The following is a 19,441-nucleotide window of genomic DNA, read 5'->3' as shown; positions in this document are numbered from 1 at the left end:
GCCGGTCAGGGCCTGCCCTCAACCGGAAGAATTGACGATGCTCAGGAAATTCTCCCTTTTCGCCAGCGGCTCGGTCATCGGTGCGGTCATCGATTATATCTCGACGCTGGCATTGGCCCGGTGGATGGATCTTGATCCTGCCATTGCACTGGCCTTGACCATGATCATCAGCGCGACGGTGGTGTTCCGCTTTCACAGCCGCATTACCTTTCATGAAGCCAATGACGACCTGTTGCGGCGCTATCTCATGTTCATGGCCTGGAGCGGTTTGGTCTTTCTTCTGCGCGCCCTGCTGCTAAAATTCTCGCTCTATGCCGGTCTGCCCTTGGCCGCCGCGCTGCTTGTGGCGATAGGTGTGGCCTCGATCATCAATTTCGCTGTGTCATCAGCGGTCATTTTCGCAAAGAAGCAGTCATGACCGGAAAAACCCTGTCGATTGTCGTTCCAGTCTACAACGAAGCCGCTGTGCTGGGCGAACTGCTCGAACGGTTGGAAGCCATTGCCGGCAGTCTTTCGGTTGAATTCCAGCTCTCCGTCGGTTTCATTTTTATCGATGATGGCAGCAGCGACGACAGTTTTGCCATTCTGAACGCCCATGATTTCGGTCCGCGCCCGGTGAGGCTGCTGCAGTTCTCCCGCAATTTCGGCAAGGAAGCTGCCCTGTCCGCAGGCATAGACGCGGCCCAGTCCGCCGATGCTGCGGTCCTGATGGATGCCGATCTCCAGCATCCGCCGGAGATGATCACCGAGTTCGTCCGGATCTGGCTCGATGAAGGCGCCGACAGCGTCTATGCCTACAAGGCCAGCCGCCGTTCCTCGGAGGGATATCTCAAGGCCGCAGCCTCCAGATTGTTCTTCTGGGTCATCAATCGCAACCTCCGCTATCAGATCCCTCCGGGTGCGGGCGACTTCCGGCTGATCAATCACCGGTTCATGAAGGCCCTGCGTTCGCTTCCGGAAAGTGACCGCTTCATGAAGGGCCTGTATGGATGGGTGGGCTTCCGCCAGACAGGCCTGCCGCTTGAACCGCCCTTGCGGGAGCATGGCAACAGCAGTTTTGGCGCGTTCCGCCTGCTCTCGATGACGATGGACGCCATTACCAGTTTCACCACCACGCCGCTGCGGCTGATGGCCATGGCAGGCATCGTCATTGCCATGTTCAGCGCGGCCTATGGCCTGTTCGTCGTCATTGAAACCCTGTTCTTCACCGGTGTGACCAACGGCATCGCCTCGGTTCTGACGCTGATCGCGTTCTTCGGCGGCGTCCAGATGATCTTCCTCGGGCTCTTGGGCGAGTACATCGGCAAGTCCGTTCTGGAAGCCAAGAAGCGGCCACCCTACATCCTGGCGGAAGACATCAGCCGCAAGGGGGATACCGTTGAGGGTCGCTGATGATTTCGGGCTTGGCCGCAAGCATGACCGGGTTATCCTTTCGCTGATGGAGGCCGGGCGGCTCGATGCAACCTCGGTCATGGTCAATGAGGCCATCGACCTAGGTGACATTGCGAGGCTCAAGGCCTTGAGGGATGCGGGCGCGCAGGTTGGCCTTCATCTCAATCTCACCCAGGCATTGCCCGGACACGCTGGAGTGTGGCCGCTTTCGCAGCTTCTCCGCCCATGCTTGTCCTCGCGGGTGCGCAGCTCCGCTGCAGCCTCGTTCGCGCGGCAGACGGATGCATTCATTGCGCTCTTGGGCAGCCTTCCCGATTATTATGACGGCCATCAGCATTGCCATTGTTTCCCCGGCGTGGCGCCGCTTGCCGCGCAATTGCCATTCGGGCCGGAGAGCTGGATCCGGGTGCCGCTGCCTGAAACCTGGTCTGGGCGATGGCGCAATCTTCGCGCCGGCGGCGCAAAGGGTGTGCTGATCATGCTGCTGGCTGCTCGCGCGCGGTCGGTATTCAGGCGTGCGGGACTTGAGGTCAACAGCGACTTCTCCGGCTTTCTGCGTCTTGACGATCCGGCCAGTGTTCGTCACTGGTTGCCTCGCCTGTTGGCAGCGGCAGGCACGGACTGCCTGATGATGGTGCACCCCGGTGATGCCGCTGACGAGATGCAATGCACCGGTCATGCGCCGGAAAGCCGTGACTGCGAAACCAGGATCCTTCTGCAAGGGGCATTGAATTGACCAAAAGCCGTGCCGTCCTCTGGGGTTTGTTCCTGCTGCTTGCCGTGCGCGTGGCGGCGATGATCTGGGTACCGCTGACCGACCCGACCGAGGCGCGTTACGCCGAAATCGCCCGCAAGATGGCCGAAACCGGCAACTGGATTACCCCGCAGTTTGATTACGGTGTGCCCTTCTGGGCCAAGCCGCCGCTGCACACCTGGTTGTCCGCGATGGGCATTTCTGTCTTCGGCGTGACGCCTTTTGCAGTTAGGTTCGGGATTTTCCTGTCGGCTCTGGCCACGCTGGGAATTCTCTGGCTTTGGGCGCGCACCCTCACCGACCGGGTGACCGCAGGCGTCGCCGTGCTGGTGACGGCGAGTTCGGCCCTGTTCTTCGTCGCCTTGGGCTTCGTTCAGACCGACATGGCGCTGACCCTTGGCGTCACGGCCTGCATGGCGGGCTTCTATGGTGGCCTGCAGGGAGACCGCCGCTGGGGCTGGCTGTTCTTTGTCGGGCTTGCCATCGGGCTTCTGGCCAAGGGCCCGGTCGCGACGGTTCTGTCCATGATGCCGATTACCGCCTTCATGATCTGGCGCGGCAACTGGAAGGATCTCCTCCGTCTGCCGTGGATCGGCGGAATCGTCCTGGTCGCGGTTCTGGTCATCCCCTGGTACGTGGCAGCGGAAATCGCCACGCCGGGCTATCTCTATTATTTCATTGTCGGCGAGCACATTCAGCGCTTTCTGCAGCCGGGCTGGTCGGGGGACCTCTACGGTGCCGGCCGCGCCCATCCCAAGGGGATGATCTGGCTGTTCTGGATCCTGGCGACCTTGCCATGGAGCACGCTGTTGCCGATCCTGGTCTGGCGGCTGCGCAAGGGCATCCCGCAGGAGCAGCCCGGCGATGGTGGCCTGTATCTGTACCTGCTCATGTTTGCCCTGGCGCCACTGGTCCTGTTCACGCCTGCGGCAAACATCATCGTCACCTATGTCCTTCCGGGCGTGCCGGCGGCGGCACTTCTCGCCGTGATACTCTGGGCTCGAAGCGGGCCCATGCAGACCAAGTGGGTGCATATCGGTGTGGCGGAAGTCCTGCTCGTGTCCGGAGCGCTTACCCTTGCGTCGTTCCTGGGGCTGGGCAGCTCGGCGGTGCCGTCGGAAGCGCAGCTGGTCGAGGCATTCCATGGCTCGGGCCGCCTCGCCATTCTCGATGCACGAAGCTTTTCCGCCGAGTTCTACACGCAGGGCAAGATCACCCGGTTGAAGACAATCGACGACGTGGGCACGTGGCTCTCTCCCGGTAACGGGGTCCTGGTGCCCAAGCGCTACCAGGATGAATTCCTCGGCCGCTTCGGCGACAGGGTCAAGCCGGTGGCGGAAAACCGCAAATACCTGCTTTATGTTCCCTTGTCCTGAACCGGCTGACGGGGAACCTGCACCGGTTGAGCATGGCGTGAAGTGTGCGGTTTCCCGTTCTATGCGTCCGGCGGGATAACGCCCTTGCGCAGCATGAAGCAGCCATAGAATCGCCGTTCGCCAGTCTGGATAACCGCATAGGCTTGGCTGGCCAGATCGTAAAACGCGAAGCGCTCGATGCCGACCATCGGCCGCGGCTTGCCTTCCGCTGCATCAATCACGGCCTGGACTTCCGCCTGCACCGGAGCGATCTCGTCCGGGTTGCCGACGATTTCCATCCGGCCGGCAAAATCATCGACGAAGGTGTCGAGCGGCAACACGGAAAGAACCGCTTCCGCCGCCTGGGCAGAGGTCAGGTTGTCCATCCGCAGCAATTCGCCGAGCACGGTCTTGCGGGCAATCGTGTCGGATGGAAAATTGGCGTCTGCGATGATCAGCGTGTCGCCATGACCCATGGCGCGAAGCGCGTAAAGCACCTCGGCATTCAGGCGTGGATCCAGTCCCTTGAGCATGAAGGTCTCCCGATAATGTCATGCGCGCCCATACCGGTGTCGCGCTTTTGCCTGATCCTGCAGCCGGGCAGTCCGTCATTCAAGCCCTATCGGCCACTGACGCGATTATCTCACTGGAAAATGCCAAAGCCTGGCAATGCGGAGGGTGCGATCTCTGACAGGATCGGCTAACCTGGCGGCCGGACAGGGAGGACGACATGCAGATGAAAACGCGGCATTGGGACCGGATCGGAAACGGCGGCCTGACATTCACCGAGCTCGGTTTTGGCACCGCGCCCCTGGGCAATCTCTATCGCGCCATCTCGGATGACGAGGCCCATGCGGTACTGTCGAAAGCCTGGGATCTTGGCGTCCGCTATTTCGACACCGCACCTCTGTATGGATTGGGCCTTGCCGAAACCCGGCTCAACCGTTTCCTGCGTGGCAAGCCGCGTGGCGATTACGTGCTCTCGACCAAGATCGGACGCCTGATGCGCCGTTGTGAGGCGGGCGAGGAACGCACCGGCGAAGGCAAGTTCTTCGATGTGCCGTCGCGTGTCGAAGTCTACGACTACAGCTATGACGGCGTTATGCGTTCACTCGAGTTTTCGCTGGAGCGGCTTGGCGTCGACAGCATCGACATTCTTTACGCTCATGATCTCGACGTCTTCACCCACGGCAGCGAAGCGGCGCGTGATGCCAAGCTCGAGGAGCTGATGGCCGGTGGCTACAAGGCGCTCGTATCCTTGCGTGACCAGGGCGTGATCAAGGCCTTCGGCGCAGGCCTCAATGAATGGCAATCCTGCCAGTGGCTTACCGAGCACGGCGATTTTGACCTGTTCCTGTTGGCTGGCCGGTACACGCTGTTGGAACAGGAAGCGCTTGAAACATTCCTGCCGCTGGCCGAACAGCGCGGCATCGGCATCATCATCGGCGGGCCTTACAATTCGGGCATCCTCGCGACGGGGCCGAAGCCCGGTGCGTTTTACAATTATGATCCCGCGCCGCAGTCGATTCTGGACCGCGTTGCCCGCATAGAGGCGGTCTGCAAGCGCCATACTGTGCGTATGGTCGATGCCGCTTTCCAGTTTCCGCTACGCCACCCGGCCATTGTCTCGGTGATTCCGGGCGGGCAGGGCGTGGCTGAAATGGAGGCCAACGCGGTTGCCGCCAGCGCGAAAATCCCGCCCGCGCTCTGGGCCGACCTGAAAGCCGAAGGGCTGATGCGTGAGGATGCTCCGGTCAGCGCCTGAAAACAGTGGCGCCATACTTCGCGTATGGCGCTCTATCCGCTGGTAAACAGCTCCGGACGCGCGTCGACCAGCGGCTCGAGCATCAGGACCAGCTGCCTCAGATGATGCCGCGTTGCCTGGCGCGCAGCCTCCGGATTGCGCGCCTCCAGCGCCGCGACGATGGCCTTGTGCTCGTTGAGCGTTGCCTGCATCCGGCCCGGCATCGGCAGGTTGAGATGGCGCGCGCGATTGACATGGATCCAGGCGGTTTCCGCCAGCGATGCCAGCCGCCGGTAGCCGGTGAACGACAGGATAAGCTCGTGCATCTGCGCGTCCATCTGGTGAAAGCCTGCCGTATCGCCATCTTCCATCAGCGCTTCCTGAATCCGCAGATTGCGCTTGAGCAGCACCAGTTGCTCTTCCGTGATCGTGGCCGTTACCGATTCCACCGCCGCCAGTTCCAACGCCTCGCGCAGGAAGGCGCCCTCGCGGATCTCCGCCATGGAAAACCGCGTCACATAGGTTCCCGCCTGCGGCACGATGTCGGCCAGTCCCTCGCTTGCCAGCCGCGTCATGGCTTCCGTCACCGGTGAGCGCGAGACGCCGAGCTGCTTGCAGATTTCCGATTTCTGCATCAGCTCGCCCGGGCGGAACGCCAGCGACAGGATCGCCTGCTTGAGCGACATGTAGACTTTCTGGGAAAGCGAGCCGGCAAAATCATCAAGAGGTTGAAGCACGGGCAGGGATTTTTTTGCGTCTCGCAGTGGACTATCCTCGTTTACTGGCATACTAACATGTTAGTAAAGATGTCCGCCTGTCAAGCCGCGATCCGGCTTTCCAACCATGAAGTGCTCTGACCGATGACAAACGATCTCCCGCAGACAATCCGCCTCAACCCGGCAGACAATGTGATCATTGCATTGAAGGATCTCGCCTCCGGGGCCACGGTCCTCGGTCTCGACATCCCGCTTGCAGGCGCTGTGGCGCGTGGGCACAAGATCGCAACACGACCGATTGCCGAGGGTGAAAAAGTCATCCGCTATGGCCAGACCATCGGCGTCGCGACCCAGGCCATTGCCCCCGGAGAGCATGTGCATGTCCACAATCTCGGCATGGGTGGTCACGCCGAGGCGCAGGAGTTTTCGACCGAAGTCCGGCCACTTCCCGAGCCCGCCGAAAAGCGCCATTTCATGGGTTATCACCGCGCTGACGGCAGCGTCGGCACCCGCAACTATCTCGGCATCCTCACCTCGGTGAATTGCTCCGGCTCGGTGGCCCGCTTCATCGCCGAGGCATCCGAGAAACAGGGCTGGCTCGACGCGTTCGAGAATGTCGATGGCATCGTGCCGATCGTCCACGGCACCGGTTGCGGCATGTCGGGCAATGACGAGGGTTACGACACCCTGTTCCGTACCTTGCAGGGCTATGCCCGCAATCCCAATTTCGCAGGCATCCTGTTGTTGGGCCTGGGCTGCGAAGTCATGCAGGTACCGGATCTGGTTGGCCGCGGCCGCATGCGCGCCGATGGCAATATTCGCTACATGACCATCCAGCAGTCCGGCGGCACCCGCAAGACCATCGAACGCGGCATCGAGCAGCTCAAGGAAATGGCCGAAGTTGCCAACAAGATCACCCGTGCGCCCGCAGGCCTCGAACACCTGATGATCGGCATGCAGTGCGGTGGTTCCGATGGTTATTCCGGCATCACCGCCAATCCGGCGCTGGGCGCGGCGTCCGATCTGCTGGTCGCCCATGGCGGCACCACCATCCTGTCGGAAACCTCGGAAATCTACGGCGCCGAGCATCTGCTGACCCGCCGGGCGGTGACGCCGGAAGTCGGCAAGAAGATCGTCGAACGGATCCACTGGTGGGAGGATTATGCCGCGCGCAATGGCGGCGAGATGGACAACAATCCTTCGCCCGGCAACAAGAAGGGCGGTTTGACCACGATCCTTGAGAAATCGCTCGGTGCTGTGGCCAAGGGCGGCACGGCGCCGCTGACGCAAGTCTACAAGTTTGCCGAACAGGTGACCGAACGCGGCTTCGTGTTCATGGACAGCCCCGGCTACGATCCCTGTTCGGTGACCGGACAGATCGCTTCGGGCGCCAATCTGATCGCATTCACCACCGGCCGCGGTTCGGTGTCAGGCTACAAGCCGACACCCTGCATAAAGCTGGCCACCAATTCGGAAATGTATGGCCGCATGTCAGAAGACATGGACATCAATTGCGGCGACATCATCACTGACGGTGTCAGCCTCGAGGCCAAGGGCCGCGAGATTTTCGAGCTGTTCCTGCGCGTAGCCTCCGGCGAGGAAACCAAGAGCGAGCAACTGGGCTTCGGCGGCGCCGAATTCGTGCCCTGGCAGATGGGCGCGGTGATGTGATCATCGCCATGCTGCGCGGGATCTGATGCGAACGACCGGATGGACCTGGCTCATCCGCTTTGAAGCCGTCTGTCTGTCCTCAGGACCCGCTGCCTGAAATCCACCACTTGAAATCTGCTGCCCTAAATCTGCCAATTGACTCTCGCGCCGAGTCCGGTGTTTATTAGAACATAACAGGAACAAAATGGATCAAGCATGAGTCTCTCGAGGCTGCAGACCGCGACCGATATCTTGAAGGCGCGCACCCGTGCGTATGAGGCCCAGGCATATCAGGCGCACCGGGGGATGGCGCTTGGCGATGGTGGCGAGACCTCGCCATTGCCTCTGGGTGCCAGCGCGGTTGATTACTGTCTCGAAGGTGGGTTGGCCTGCGGTGGGTTGCACGAGGTGCGCAGTCCGTTGGCGCGGGACATCGGCGCGGCAACAGGCTTTGCGCTGGGGCTCGCGGCCCGGGCCATGCAGGGAGATCGCAGCGGACGCCGGGGCGTTGTCTGGGTCACCGATCCCGCCACCCGCGTCGATGGCGGCGGGCTTTTTCCCGCCGGTCTTGCCCAGTACGGACTGGACCCGTCATCCGTGACGATGGTCGAACCGGGCGATCTGCAGGGCGCCATGTGGGCGGCTGACGAGGCGACGGGCTGCAACGGCCTGGCGGCGCTGGTCTTCCAGATCAAGGGCAATCCGGCGCGCTTTGACATCACCGCCACGCGGCGTCTGATGCTACGGGCGCGAACGAGCGGGGTGCTGGCGCTGGTCCTGCGCCAGAGCGGCGAGGAGGAGGCCAGCGCGGCGGTGACGCGATGGCGGGTGAACACTGAAGTGTCCGGGGCGGACGACACCTATCAACGTGGCGTGGGGGCAATGCGGCTGTCCCTGACGCTTGAACGCAATCGCGCCGGACGGACCGGCCAATGGCTTTTAGCCTGGAACCCCAAAGTAAGAAGTTTCAATCATGCCGCTCCCCATCCAGCATCCCGCGCCAACCCGCCAGCGCATTCTCTCGATCGCCTTCCCGCATCTGCCGACCGACAGGCTCTACCGGACAAGATGGGGCAAGTCCTGGATCGCCGGCAGGATTTTGGACGCGCATCCTGAAACGCCGCCTGTCGTTGTCACGGATACGGTTCGAAATGCCATTCGCATCGTGGCGCTGGATCAGCGCGCCCGTGCCCGCGGTGTGCGGCTCAACCAGACGCTCAGCGATGCCCGGGCGCTGGTGCCCGATCTCGATTGCCATCCCGCCGATGACCAGGCAAACCGGGCGCTGCTCCTGAAAATCGCCGGCTGGTGCGAACGCTATACGCCATTGGTTGCGCTTGGCTCGGACCCGGAGGAGGGGCACGACCATGGCCTGTTCATGGACATCACCGGCTGCGCCCATCTGCTCGGCGGCGAGGCGGCGTTGATCGCCGATCTCGAGGCAAGGCTGCGCGCGCAGGGTTTCCATGTCCGGCTCTGTCTGGCCGATACGCCGGGCGCCGCCTGGGCCATGGCGCGTTACGGCCAGGAGCGGATCATTGCCGAAGGTGCTCATGCCGGGGCAATCCTGCCGCTGAGCCTGAGCGGGCTGCGTCTTCCGCCTGCCATGGTCGCTTCGCTCGGCCGGGTCGGCCTCAAGACCATCGGCTGTATCGCCGGCCTGCCGCGTGCGCCGCTGGCCGCCCGCTTCGGTGCACGTCTGATGCAACGGCTGGATCAGGCGCTCGGCCGCGAAGAAGAAGCCATCTCGCCGATCATGCCGGTGGCGGAGCTCTCCACCGAGCGCCGGTTTGCCGAGCCGGTCACCCATCAGGACGAGATCAGCCGCGTGATCGCAGCACTCGCCGCAGGTATCATAGAACCGCTGGAACGCCGCGGCCTCGGCCTGCGCCGCTGCCGGCTCAAGCTGTTTAGGGTCGATGGTCATGTCGACGAACTCGGCGTGCAGACAGCCCGCCCCCTGCGCGACGCGAAGATGATCGGCCGGTTGTTCGATGAGCGCATCGCCGGCCTGCATGACGATCTCGACGCCGGCTTCGGCTTCGATCTGATCCGGCTTGACGTGGTCCATGCCGACCCGTTCGATGCCGCGCAAACCGAGATGATGGCGCATGATGCAGCCGGGCAGGGCCATGATGCCCTGATCGACCGGCTCGGCGCGCGGCTTGGCCTCGATCGCGTCCAGCGTTTCGTGCTTGCCGATACCCATATTCCCGAACGCAGTTTCGGCCGTCAGCCGGTAGCCCATCTTGGCACTCCGGGCTTTGGCGCTCGAAGATCAGGCTTGGGCAATACGGCGCTGGCGCTGGCTTCCGATCCGGAGGCTGACGGCGAGATCATCACCCGGCCGCTGATCCTGTTCGACCGGCCCGAACTGATGCAGACCATCGCTGAGGTGCCTGACGGCCCGCCCTTGCGGTTTCGCTGGCGCGGTGTGTCCTATGAGATTGTCCGCTCGGAAGGCCCAGAACGCATTGCCTGCGAATGGTGGCGCGACGGCCGCGGCGCCCGCACCCGCGACTATTTTCGTGTCGAGGACCGCCAGGGCTACCGCTTCTGGATGTTCCGCCACGGTCTTTACGGGCGCGAGACCAGTGACCCTGCCTGGTACATGCACGGGCTTTTCGCATGAACCCGCCCCTCTCCGGACCGGCCTATGTCGAACTGGCCGCCGCCAGCAATTTCTCCTTCCTGCGCGGCGCCTCGCATGCCGAGGAACTGGTGGTGCAGGCTTCAAGGCTTGGCCTTGGCGGCATCGCCATCACGGACCGCAATTCGCTGGCCGGCGTGGTCCGCGGTCATATGGCAGCCAAGGAAGCCGGACTGGCCTACGCGCCGGGCTGCCGGCTGGTGTTCATGGATGCAACGCCGGATATTCTGGTCTGGCCCGAGGACCGCGCGGCCTACGGCCATCTGTGCGAGCTGCTGACCACCGGCAAGCGCCGCGCCCCGAAAGGCGAATGTCATCTGACGCTCGATGATCTGCGGGTCCATGGCCAAGGCCTGCTGATGGCAGTTGTCGCCCCTGCCGGAGCCGCCGGAACCGGGCTGAACTCCGCATTGGAACAACTGCGTGAAGCTTTCCCTGATCATCTTTATCTGGCGCTGTCGCGCGCCCATGGCAGCACGGACCAGCGCCACATGGCGATGCTCGCCCGGCTGGCGCGCAAGCACCGCCTGCCGCTGGTGGCAATCGGCGATGTGCTCTATCACGCGCCCGAACGCCGCCCGCTGCAGGATGTGCTGACCTGCATCCGCGAGGGCAAGACGCTGGCGACAGTTGGCACAAGGCTGCAGGCCAATGCCGAACGGCATCTGCGCTCGCATGCCGAGATGCTGCATCTGTTCAGGGGGTACGAGGAGGCGGTGGCGCAAGCGGCCACGCTGTTCCGCCGCATCGGCTTTTCGCTCGATGAATTGCGCTATCAATACCCCGACGCGCCGATGTTTCCGGAACTAGGCCCGGACCCGCTGCCCGCGCAGGAGGCGCTGGAAAAACTCACCGCCATAGGCCTGAAAAAACGCTACCCCGACGGTGCGCCGGAGAAGGTGCTCAAGGCCATCGCCCATGAGACCCGGCTGATCAAGAAACTCGATTACGCGCCATATTTTCTCACCGTCTACGACATTGTCCGCTTTGCCCGCTTGCAAAACATTCTCTGCCAGGGGCGCGGCTCGGCCGCCAATTCCGCCGTCTGTTATTGTCTCGAGATCACAGAGGTCGATCCGGGCAAGGTCGACCTTCTGTTCGAGCGCTTCATCTCCGAAGAACGCAACGAACCGCCCGACATCGATGTCGATTTCGAGCACGAGCGGCGCGAGGAGGTGATCCAGTATATATACTCGAAGTATGGACGCGAGCGGGCAGGGCTGGCGGCCACAGTGATCACCTACCGCGCCCGCTCGGCCATCCGCGAAGTCGGCAAGGTCTTCGGCCTCTCCGATGACGCGATTTCCGCCATTTCCGGTACCAAATGGGGCGGCTGGTCGCGCGAGGTCGATGCCGAGGACGCGCGCCGCGCCGGCCTTGATCCGTCCGACAAGCACCTGGCCCAGATGCTGGATCTCGCTTCCCAGATTGTCGGCTTTCCGCGCCATCTTTCCCAGCATGTCGGCGGCTTCGTCATCACCCGCGACAAGCTCTCCTCGCTGATTCCGATCGAAAACGCGGCGATGGAGGACCGCACCATTGTCGAGTGGGACAAGGATGATCTCGAAAGCCTCGGCATGCTCAAGATCGACGTGCTGGCGCTCGGCATGTTGACCTGCATCCGCAAGGCCTTTGCCCTGCTCGACACCCATTACGGCCGCCGCGAAACCCTGGCTTCGCTGCCCGACGGGGATGTTCCGACCTATGACATGATCTGCCGCGCCGACACCATCGGCGTCTTCCAGATCGAAAGCCGGGCGCAGATGTCGATGCTGCCGCGCCTCAGGCCGCGCTGCTATTATGATCTGGTGATCGAAGTGGCGATCGTCCGCCCCGGCCCGATCCAGGGCGATATGGTCCATCCATACTTGCGCCGCAGGCAGGGCAAGGAAGATGTCTCCTTTCCCAAGGAGGAATTGCGCGCCGTGCTCGGCAAGACCCTCGGCGTGCCGCTGTTTCAGGAGCAGGCGATGAACATCGCCATTGTCGCCGGTGGTTTCTCGCCGGGCGAGGCTGACAAGTTGCGCCGTGCCATGGCCACCTTCCGCCGTGTCGGCACCATCGGCTCGTTCCAGACCAAGATGGTCGAGGGCATGGTCGCAAACGGCTATGAGCGCGCGTTTGCCGAACACTGCTTCCGCCAGATCGAGGGCTTTGGCGAATATGGCTTCCCCGAAAGCCATGCCGCCAGTTTCGCGCTGCTGGTCTATGTTTCCTGCTGGCTCAAGTGCCACTATCCGGATGTCTTCTGCGCTGCCATTCTCAACTCCCAGCCGATGGGGTTTTATGCCTCCGCCCAGCTCATCCGCGACGCCCGCGAACATGGCGTCGAGATCCGGCCCGTCGACATCAATTGCTCGGACTGGGACGCGACGCTGGAGCCGGACCCGGCGCCGCAGCCGCTGTCCAGCCGGCACCGCGCCATGAAGGGCGTGATGAAGCACACCCACGCGGTGCGGCTGGGGCTGCGCCACGTCAAGGGGTTCGGGCAAGCCGAAGCCTTGCAACTGATGCAAAACCGCGGCCGCGGCTATGACAGCGTCCGCGACCTGTGGATGCGCTCCGGCCTGCCGCGCCGCGCCATCGAGCAACTGGCCGAGGCCGACTGCTTCCGTTCCATCGGGCTGGACCGGCGGGACGCACTGTGGGCGGTCAAGGCGCTCGATCCGCTTTCGAGCGCCGAGCGGCTGCCGCTGTTTGCCGCCGCCGACACCCAGGATCTGCAGAAAGAACCCGATGTCGACCTGCCGCCGATGCCGCTGGGAGAACAAGTGATCAATGATTACCAGGCACTGTCGTTTTCATTGAAGGCGCATCCGATGTCGTTCCTGCGCGAGCGCCTGGCCCGCAACGGCTGCCGGCCCAATTCCGATCTGCAGGACATCCGCTCCGGCAGACAGGTCAAGGTCTCGGGCCTTGTGCTGGTGAGGCAGCGGCCGGGTTCGGCCAAGGGCGTTGTGTTCGAGACCATCGAGGACGAGACCGGTGTTGCCAACATCATCGTCTGGCCCAAGGTGTTTGAAAAATTCCGCGCCATCGTGCTTGGCAGCCGCTGTGTCGGCGTGCGCGGCAAGTTGCAGAACGAGCAAGGCGTCATTCATGTCGTGGCCGAGTATCTCGAGGACCTGACCCCGATGATGGCGCAGATTTCCGACATGGCGGGCGAGATGGGCGGGCTGGCCAATGCCGACGAAGTGCGACGCCCGATCGAGGACATGCGTCCGCGCACCAAGCCCGTTGCCCGCATCATCAGGTTGATCCGCGATGCGCCGGAACTGCGCCAGGACTACGAGGAACTGGCAAGCGCCAGGGCCGCAAGCCGCGCCTTGCCGAAAGGCCGCAATTTCCATTGAAAGGGTAGGCGGGATTGTTCAGGCCTGCGGATCAGCCGGCGGTGGTCCGAGTGTGCCGCGTTCGACTATGGCCGTCGGAATTTCGATCTGCCGTTCCACCGGCTGCTTGTTGATCAGCTTGACCAGCATTTCGGCGGCGGCGTGCCCCATCCGCCGGTGCGGCACCCGCACGGTAGTCAGTTTGGGCGCGACCACGCCGGCAATATCAATGTCGTCAAAACCGGTGATCGACACGTCTTCCGGTACCCGCAAGCCCAGTTCACGTGCTTTCTGCATGGCCCCCACGGCGAGCACGTCATTGCCGCACATCACCACTGTCGGCCGTGGCGACAGGGCCATCAGTTCTCCGAATGCGCGGGCTGCGTCGTCAAAGCTGTAGGCGGCCTCGATCACCGGCAGTTGGTCCCGGCCGATTCCAGCCAGTTCGGCGGCGGCCTGCACACCTTCTTTCCGGTCGGTGGCGCGGTCGTTCATGTGGGTGATCCCGGCAATCATGGCGAGGCGGCGATGGCCCTGGGCCAGAACCTTCCCGGTCAACCCGGCAGCGGCGGCATGATTGTTGAAGCCGACGAAGCAGCCATCCCCGTCACCCAGGTTCCAGGCCCCGAGAAAGGGAATGCCGCGCCGGCGCAGGAATTCGACGCTGCTTGCCGGCCGCGCCGAACCGATCAGCAACAACCCGTCGACGCCGCGGCTGGCCATGACTTCCATCTGCTCGCGCTCGCGCGCCGTATCGTAGCCCGAACTGGCCACCAGCAGCGTCTTGCCGAACTTTGACAACGCCTCCTGAAACGATTGCAGCCCCCGTGCAAAAATGGCGTTGTCCATGGTGGGAATGATGGCGCCGATCGTGTTGGTCCGCCGCGAAGCCAGTGCCCGTCCGCCGAAATCCGGCGTGTAGCCCAGCTTTTCGACAGCCTGCATCACCCGCTCGCGCGTTGTTGCAATCACCCGGTCAGGCGCGTTCAGGCAGCGCGATACCGTCGCCGTCGACACTCCCGCCGCGCGCGCAACATCATCCAGCGTTGGTTTTGTGATTTCGCTCATGGCCCCTCTTCGCCTCCCTATACCCGCAAGGAACCGAATGCACTATGTAAGCGCTTGCATCATCAAATGTAAGCGCTTACACTGATTTTTGTTGGAACCTTGGGAGGGGGCCATGACGCAAGCGGAAAAACCGGCATTCTGGATGGCAGCCCTGTTCATGGCGTTGTTCGCTGTCGATGTGATGGCCGGCGCATTCTTTCGCGCCGCCTTCCTGTCCGACGTGATGCAGGCTGCCCTGCTGACGCTCTCCTGCGGTTTCTTTGTCGCCGGCTTGCTTCTTATCGAGGCAAGGGAGAAGCGCGGCGAGGCATCACTGCCAAACAGGGAGGAGGAAACCCGATGACAGACGATACAATCAGGAATGAATTGGCTTCGGCCGAGAGGCGCAATTTTCTCAAGCTGACCGGTGCGGGCGCGTTTACCGCGGCCATGGTAGTCGGCGCCGCGGGTGTGCTGTGGTCCGACAAGGCCGTGGCCCAGACCGCCAAGGAAGAGAAGGACCGCGAAGCCGCAGCCGATCACGTGATGACGCTGGCCACCGAATATGTGATCGGGACCTCTCGCAGCTACCCGATGATGCAGCTCGATGTGAAGGAAAACATCCAGAACGCCTCGAACGGCAAGATCTACGTCAAGCTCGCTCCGGGCGGACAGTTGGGCATCGGCTCGGCGCTGGCGCAAAAGGTACAGAGCGGCACGGTCAATGCGGGTCAGTTCTCGCTGTCCAATTTCGCCCCGTTCGCGCCCGCTGTCGACCTGATCAACATGCCCTATTTCTGTGGCGCCAATCAGCGGTTCGTCAACCTTGTCAGCTCGGACATCTGGAAGAAGGAAGTCGATGCGCTGGTCGAGGCGCGCGGTTTCAAGCCGATGTTCTATTTCTGCATTGATCCGCGTGTAATGGCCGTGCGTCAGGGCGGATCGGCGATCATCACCCCGGCAGATCTTCAAGGGGTCAAGTTCCGGGTACCGGGCTCGAAGATGCTGCAGCAGTTCTATCGCATGGGCGGCGCCAACCCGACGCCGGTGGCCTGGGGCGAAACGCCTTCGGCGATCAAGCAGGGCGTGGCGGATGCACTCGATCCGGCAGTCGGCGCACTTTACGCCTTCGGCTTCAAGGACATCCTGAGCCACGTGACCTTTGCCCAGGCGGTGCCTGACAGTCAGACCTACGCCTGTAACCTGGAATGGTACAACAGCCTGCCCGGCGACGTGCAGGATGCGATTGCCTGGGCGTCGGAAATGAGCTTCCACCAGAATCTGGCCAAGGTGCCTTCGGCCCGGACCTTCGCCATGGCCGAGATGGCCAAGTCCGGTGTGGAATTCCATTCGCTCACAGACGATCAGCTGGCCGAGTGGAAGGATACGGTCGGTTACCAGCGCGCGGAATGGGATGATTTCAAGACCGAACTGGCCGGGTCGATGGACACTTTCGAAAAGCTGGTCGAGGCCGCAGGCACACGTGGGAAATACTACGTCCACGACGCTTGAGCATCCAGCAAGGCTCCGCCGCCGGATTGATCCGGGGCGGCGGAGCATTTCTCCATCCAACATCTCAGGCGGATGGGCTTGAACAGGCCCGGGCCGCAAGGGAGGCGTCGTGTCGAAATTTCTAAGCGCACTGGACAGGAATGCCGAACGCTGGGCCCTGCTCATGTTCTACGTTCTTCTGGTGGTGACCATGGCGGTAGAGGTGCTGCGTCGCGAGATCTTCTCCTATTCATCGATCTGGGGTGAAGAGCTGGTGCGCTACGCATTCATCTATCTGGTCTGGATCGGGGCCGCGGCGGCGGTCCGCGAGCGGGCCCATATCCGCATCGATGTGGTGATGCATTACCTCGGACCGCGAGCCAAGGCGCTGCTGTACGTCTTTGGCGATCTGGTGATGTTCGTCGTCGCCATCATCGCGCTCTACTGGTCATTCGAAACGGTGCTGGTCTCGGTGAAATTCGGCTCTGTCAGCGCCGGGCTGCGGATTTCAATGGTTTGGTTCCTCATGGCTGTGCCGCTCGGGTTTGCGCTCATGCTTTGGCGCCTGGCCCAGTCCCTTGCACGCGATCTGCGCAGCTTTCGTGACGGCACGCCCGTCTACGAAGGCGACAAGCTGTTTGATTGAGGAATAGATCATGCTTTGGCAAACACTCAATCAGAGCGTCGAACTGGGCTGGGATTTCTATGGACCGGTCATCCTCTTTGTCTCGCTGATTGCCTTGGCCGTGCCGGTCTGGGCCGCCATCGGGGCGTCGGCGATCCTGATGCTGGTGATGTCCGGGGACATGCCGCTGAGCGCGGTGGGCGAAAGCCTGTTCACCGGGATCGACGCCTTTGCGCTGACCGCGGTGCCGCTGTTCATCCTGACCGGAGATGTGCTGGTGCGCACCGGGCTCAGCCGCAAGTTTCTTGATGTGGCCGAAGCGCTGACCTGCTGGACCAGAGGCGGATTCGGCTCGGCGACGGTACTGGTCTGCGGTATGTTCTCGGCCATTTCCGGCTCCGATGCGGCCGGAGCGGCAGCCGTCGGACGGATGACCATTGAGCGGCTTGTCGAAAGCGGGTATCCGCGTCCCTATGCCTGTGCGCTGGTCGCAGCCGGTGCCTGCACCGGCATCCTGATTCCGCCGTCGATTGCCTACATCATCATCGGGCTGGTGCTCGGCATTTCCGCTTCGACGCTGTTCCTGGCAGCGCTCATCCCCGGGCTGTGCATTCTCGTCTCGATCCTGATCACCAACATCGTCGTCAACCGCATCTACAAATACGAGGGCGGCGAGCCGATGACGCTCGGCCAATGGGGCTCCAACCTGGGCAAGGCGCTGAAATCGGGCTGGTATGCCTTCATCGTGCCGGGCATCATTTTCTACGGCATCTTCTCGGGGCGGCTGACCCCGACCGAGGCCGGCGCCACCGCGGTTGTCGTCACGATCCTGATGGGCTTCATCCTGCGTACGCTCAGCCTGGCGGATTTCCCGGCCATGTTGCTCAGCTCGGCCAAGGTGAACGGTGTGATCCTGCCGATCATCGCCTTTTCCGCTCCGCTGGCCGAGGCCCTGGCGATCATGGGCGTGCCGCAGGGCTTCGTCGCCGCAGTCACCTCGTTCAGCGAGGAGCCGATGGTCATCATCATCATGATGATCTTCATCCTGATCGCGGCCGGCTGTGTCATGGAGACGACGCCCAACATTGTCATCCTGGCGCCGATCCTCAAGCCGCTTGCCGACAATATCGGCATGAACGAGATCCAGTTCTGCATCATGATGATCACAGCACTCGGTGTCGGTTTCATCACCCCGCCGCTCGGCCTCAACCTGTTTGTCGTATCCGGCATTACCGGTGAATCGATCCTCAAAATCGCCTGGCAGGCCATCCCCTTCGTATTCTTCATGCTGATCGTGGTTCTGTTCATCGCCTTCGTTCCGGCGCTGTCCACCACGCTGCTGCCCGCAATCTATCAATAGGAGGACCGTGGACATGTCCCGTACCTATCTCAAGAAAGCAGCCAAAACCTCGACTTCGGATTCCGGGTCCGTCCGCGACACAGTCCAGGCGATCCTCGACGAGATCGAAACCGGCGGCGAGGCGGCGGCACGCAGCTATGCCGAGAAATTCGACCGTTACACCGGCAACATCTCTGTCACGCGCGATGAGATCGAGGCTGCCGCGGCAAGCCTGCCGCAAAAACTCAAGGACGATATCCGCTTCGCCCACGACAATGTCCGCAAGTTCGCCGAAGCCCAGAAGAAGACCCTGAGCGACATCGAGATCGAAATCGTTCCCGGCCTGGTTGCCGGACAGAAGACGATTCCCATCGAAGCTGCCGGCTGCTATGTGCCCGGCGGTCGCTACAGCCATGTCGCCTCCGCGATCATGACCGTGACCACCGCCAAGGTGGCTGGCTGCAGGCACATCACGGTGTGTTCGCCGCCGCGTCCCGATGTCGGTGTCCATCCGGCGATACTCTACACCGCCGACATCTGTGGCGCCGACACCATTCTCGCCCTTGGCGGTGTGCAGGGCGTGGCCTCGATGGCCTTCGGCCTTTTCGATGTGCCGCCGTCGGGCATCCTGGTTGGTCCCGGCAACCAGTTCGTTGCCGAAGCCAAGCGTATCCTGTTTGGCCGCGTCGGCATCGACATGTTCGCCGGCCCCACCGACAGCCTTATCCTCGCTGACAAACATGCCGATCCGGAAATCGTTGCCGCCGACCTGGTCGGTCAGGCCGAGCATGGCTACAATTCGCCGGTCTGGCTGGTCACCAATGACAAGCCGCTGGCCGAGACCGTGATGACATTGGTTCCCAAGCTGATTGCTACCCTGCCCGAGGTCAATCGCGACAATGCCGAGGCCGCCTGGCGCGATTTCGCCGAGGTCATCCTCTGCGACAGCCGCGAGGAAATGGCAGCCACCTCCGACGACTACGCGCCCGAACATCTCACCGTGCAGGCGGCGGATCTGGACTGGTGGCTGCACCGTCTGGGCTGTTACGGCTCGCTGTTCCTGGGCGAGGAAACCACGGTGGCCTTTGGCGACAAGGCTTCGGGTACCAACCACGTGTTGCCGACTTCGGGTGCGGCGCGCTACACCGGTGGGCTCTCGGTCCACAAGTTCATGAAGATCGTCACCTGGCAACGCGCCACCCGCGAAGGGGCCAAACCGATTGCCGAGGCCACAGCCCGGATCTCGCGGCTCGAGGGCATGGAAGGCCATGCCCGCACCGCCGATATCCGTTTGCGCAAATATTTCCCGGGTGAGAATTTCGATCTCTCCGGCACAGGGTAGGAGA

17 protein-coding genes are annotated in these 19,441 nt (G+C 62.6%); 14 read left to right on the top strand and 3 right to left on the bottom strand.

Annotated features, from left to right (window positions below; translation table 11 throughout):
- Positions 1–37 precede the first annotated feature (37 nt).
- From WNY80_RS16265 to WNY80_RS16250, 4 genes are read left to right on the top strand one after another with little or no spacing between them, the layout of a single operon-like run.
- The gene (locus WNY80_RS16265; protein WP_342888445.1) at positions 38–418 is read left to right on the top strand and encodes a GtrA family protein; all 381 of its coding nucleotides are present in this window, start codon (positions 38–40) and stop codon (positions 416–418) included.
- A complete protein-coding gene (locus WNY80_RS16260; RefSeq protein ID WP_342888444.1) occupies positions 415–1,392 on the top strand; it encodes a glycosyltransferase family 2 protein in 978 nt (325 codons plus the stop codon). The genes WNY80_RS16265 and WNY80_RS16260 overlap by 4 nt, the downstream gene beginning before the upstream one ends.
- On the top strand, positions 1,379–2,128 hold the full coding sequence (locus WNY80_RS16255; protein ID WP_342888443.1) for a ChbG/HpnK family deacetylase: 750 nt from the start codon (positions 1,379–1,381) through the stop codon (positions 2,126–2,128). Before WNY80_RS16260 ends, WNY80_RS16255 begins: the two co-directional genes overlap by 14 nt.
- Positions 2,125–3,522, top strand: a complete 1,398-nt coding sequence (locus WNY80_RS16250) for a glycosyltransferase family 39 protein (protein WP_342888442.1) — start codon at positions 2,125–2,127, stop codon at positions 3,520–3,522. The genes WNY80_RS16255 and WNY80_RS16250 overlap by 4 nt, the downstream gene beginning before the upstream one ends.
- Before the next feature lie 59 nt (positions 3,523–3,581).
- Here WNY80_RS16250 and WNY80_RS16245 read toward each other — a convergent pair whose 3' ends face one another.
- Entirely contained in the window at positions 3,582–4,034 is a 453-nt protein-coding gene (locus WNY80_RS16245; protein ID WP_342888441.1) for an RbsD/FucU family protein, read from the bottom strand.
- Between the two features lie 203 nt (positions 4,035–4,237).
- Here WNY80_RS16245 and WNY80_RS16240 point away from each other — a divergent pair, with 203 nt between their 5' ends.
- A complete protein-coding gene (locus WNY80_RS16240; RefSeq protein ID WP_342888464.1) occupies positions 4,238–5,266 on the top strand; it encodes an aldo/keto reductase in 1,029 nt (342 codons plus the stop codon).
- A 32-nt stretch (positions 5,267–5,298) separates the two neighbouring features.
- Here WNY80_RS16240 and WNY80_RS16235 read toward each other — a convergent pair whose 3' ends face one another.
- A complete protein-coding gene (locus tag WNY80_RS16235) occupies positions 5,299–5,982 on the bottom strand; it encodes a GntR family transcriptional regulator (protein WP_342888440.1) in 684 nt (227 codons plus the stop codon).
- A 123-nt stretch (positions 5,983–6,105) separates the two neighbouring features.
- Between WNY80_RS16235 and WNY80_RS16230 the strand changes: the two genes are divergently transcribed.
- The 4 genes from WNY80_RS16230 to WNY80_RS16215 all read left to right on the top strand — a co-directional run bounded on the left by WNY80_RS16230 (position 6,106) and on the right by WNY80_RS16215 (position 13,614).
- Complete coding sequence (locus WNY80_RS16230) at positions 6,106–7,632, top strand: altronate dehydratase family protein (protein WP_342888439.1); 1,527 nt, start codon at positions 6,106–6,108, stop codon at positions 7,630–7,632.
- 195 nt (positions 7,633–7,827) lie between these two features.
- Entirely contained in the window at positions 7,828–8,727 is a 900-nt protein-coding gene (locus WNY80_RS16225; RefSeq protein WP_342888438.1) for a hypothetical protein, read from the top strand.
- On the top strand, positions 8,711–10,243 hold the full coding sequence (locus tag WNY80_RS16220) for a DNA polymerase Y family protein (protein ID WP_342888463.1): 1,533 nt from the start codon (positions 8,711–8,713) through the stop codon (positions 10,241–10,243). The genes WNY80_RS16225 and WNY80_RS16220 overlap by 17 nt, the downstream gene beginning before the upstream one ends.
- The gene (locus tag WNY80_RS16215; RefSeq protein WP_342888437.1) at positions 10,240–13,614 is read left to right on the top strand and encodes an error-prone DNA polymerase; all 3,375 of its coding nucleotides are present in this window, start codon (positions 10,240–10,242) and stop codon (positions 13,612–13,614) included. The genes WNY80_RS16220 and WNY80_RS16215 overlap by 4 nt, the downstream gene beginning before the upstream one ends.
- A gap of 18 nt (positions 13,615–13,632) precedes the next feature.
- Here the strand turns inward: WNY80_RS16215 and WNY80_RS16210 are convergent, their stop codons facing one another.
- Complete coding sequence (locus WNY80_RS16210) at positions 13,633–14,661, bottom strand: LacI family DNA-binding transcriptional regulator (protein WP_342888436.1); 1,029 nt, start codon at positions 14,659–14,661, stop codon at positions 13,633–13,635.
- A 112-nt stretch (positions 14,662–14,773) separates the two neighbouring features.
- Here WNY80_RS16210 and WNY80_RS16205 point away from each other — a divergent pair, with 112 nt between their 5' ends.
- The 5 genes from WNY80_RS16205 to hisD all read left to right on the top strand — a co-directional run bounded on the left by WNY80_RS16205 (position 14,774) and on the right by hisD (position 19,437).
- Complete coding sequence (locus tag WNY80_RS16205) at positions 14,774–15,004, top strand: hypothetical protein (protein WP_342888435.1); 231 nt, start codon at positions 14,774–14,776, stop codon at positions 15,002–15,004.
- Positions 15,001–16,152, top strand: coding sequence for a TRAP transporter substrate-binding protein (locus WNY80_RS16200; RefSeq protein ID WP_342888434.1), 1,152 nt, complete (start codon positions 15,001–15,003; stop codon positions 16,150–16,152). Before WNY80_RS16205 ends, WNY80_RS16200 begins: the two co-directional genes overlap by 4 nt.
- A gap of 109 nt (positions 16,153–16,261) precedes the next feature.
- A complete protein-coding gene (locus WNY80_RS16195) occupies positions 16,262–16,777 on the top strand; it encodes a TRAP transporter small permease (RefSeq protein WP_342888433.1) in 516 nt (171 codons plus the stop codon).
- A gap of 10 nt (positions 16,778–16,787) precedes the next feature.
- Positions 16,788–18,116 carry a TRAP transporter large permease gene (locus WNY80_RS16190; RefSeq protein ID WP_342888432.1) on the top strand — a complete coding sequence of 443 codons (1,329 nt, stop codon included), beginning with the start codon at positions 16,788–16,790 and terminating at the stop codon, positions 18,114–18,116.
- Positions 18,117–18,129: 13 nt separating this feature from the next.
- Positions 18,130–19,437, top strand: coding sequence for a histidinol dehydrogenase (gene hisD, locus WNY80_RS16185; protein WP_342888431.1), 1,308 nt, complete (start codon positions 18,130–18,132; stop codon positions 19,435–19,437).
- The last annotated feature ends 4 nt before the right edge of the window (positions 19,438–19,441 follow it).

The sequence above is a fragment of the Hoeflea sp. AS16 genome, assembly GCF_038900095.1.
GTDB lineage: Bacteria > Pseudomonadota > Alphaproteobacteria > Rhizobiales > Rhizobiaceae > Hoeflea.
The sequence above is the reverse complement of the archived record's forward strand: the minus strand, read 5'-3'. Positions and strand labels throughout refer to the sequence as shown.

Excerpts from the sequence above, each read along its gene's own strand:
- WNY80_RS16265 (WP_342888445.1), top strand. The coding sequence starts at position 38 with ATGCTCAGGAAATTCTCCCTTTTCGCCAGCGGCTCGGTCATCGGTGCG.
- WNY80_RS16260 (WP_342888444.1), top strand. The coding sequence starts at position 415 with ATGACCGGAAAAACCCTGTCGATTGTCGTTCCAGTCTACAACGAAGCC.
- WNY80_RS16245 (WP_342888441.1), bottom strand. The coding sequence starts at position 4,034 with ATGCTCAAGGGACTGGATCCACGCCTGAATGCCGAGGTGCTTTACGCG.
- WNY80_RS16240 (WP_342888464.1), top strand. The coding sequence starts at position 4,238 with ATGAAAACGCGGCATTGGGACCGGATCGGAAACGGCGGCCTGACATTC.
- WNY80_RS16230 (WP_342888439.1), top strand. The coding sequence starts at position 6,106 with ATGACAAACGATCTCCCGCAGACAATCCGCCTCAACCCGGCAGACAAT.
- WNY80_RS16225 (WP_342888438.1), top strand. The coding sequence starts at position 7,828 with ATGAGTCTCTCGAGGCTGCAGACCGCGACCGATATCTTGAAGGCGCGC.
- WNY80_RS16215 (WP_342888437.1), top strand. The coding sequence starts at position 10,240 with ATGAACCCGCCCCTCTCCGGACCGGCCTATGTCGAACTGGCCGCCGCC.
- WNY80_RS16210 (WP_342888436.1), bottom strand. The coding sequence starts at position 14,661 with ATGAGCGAAATCACAAAACCAACGCTGGATGATGTTGCGCGCGCGGCG.
- WNY80_RS16205 (WP_342888435.1), top strand. The coding sequence starts at position 14,774 with ATGACGCAAGCGGAAAAACCGGCATTCTGGATGGCAGCCCTGTTCATG.
- WNY80_RS16200 (WP_342888434.1), top strand. The coding sequence starts at position 15,001 with ATGACAGACGATACAATCAGGAATGAATTGGCTTCGGCCGAGAGGCGC.
- WNY80_RS16190 (WP_342888432.1), top strand. The coding sequence starts at position 16,788 with ATGCTTTGGCAAACACTCAATCAGAGCGTCGAACTGGGCTGGGATTTC.
- hisD (WP_342888431.1), top strand. The coding sequence starts at position 18,130 with ATGTCCCGTACCTATCTCAAGAAAGCAGCCAAAACCTCGACTTCGGAT.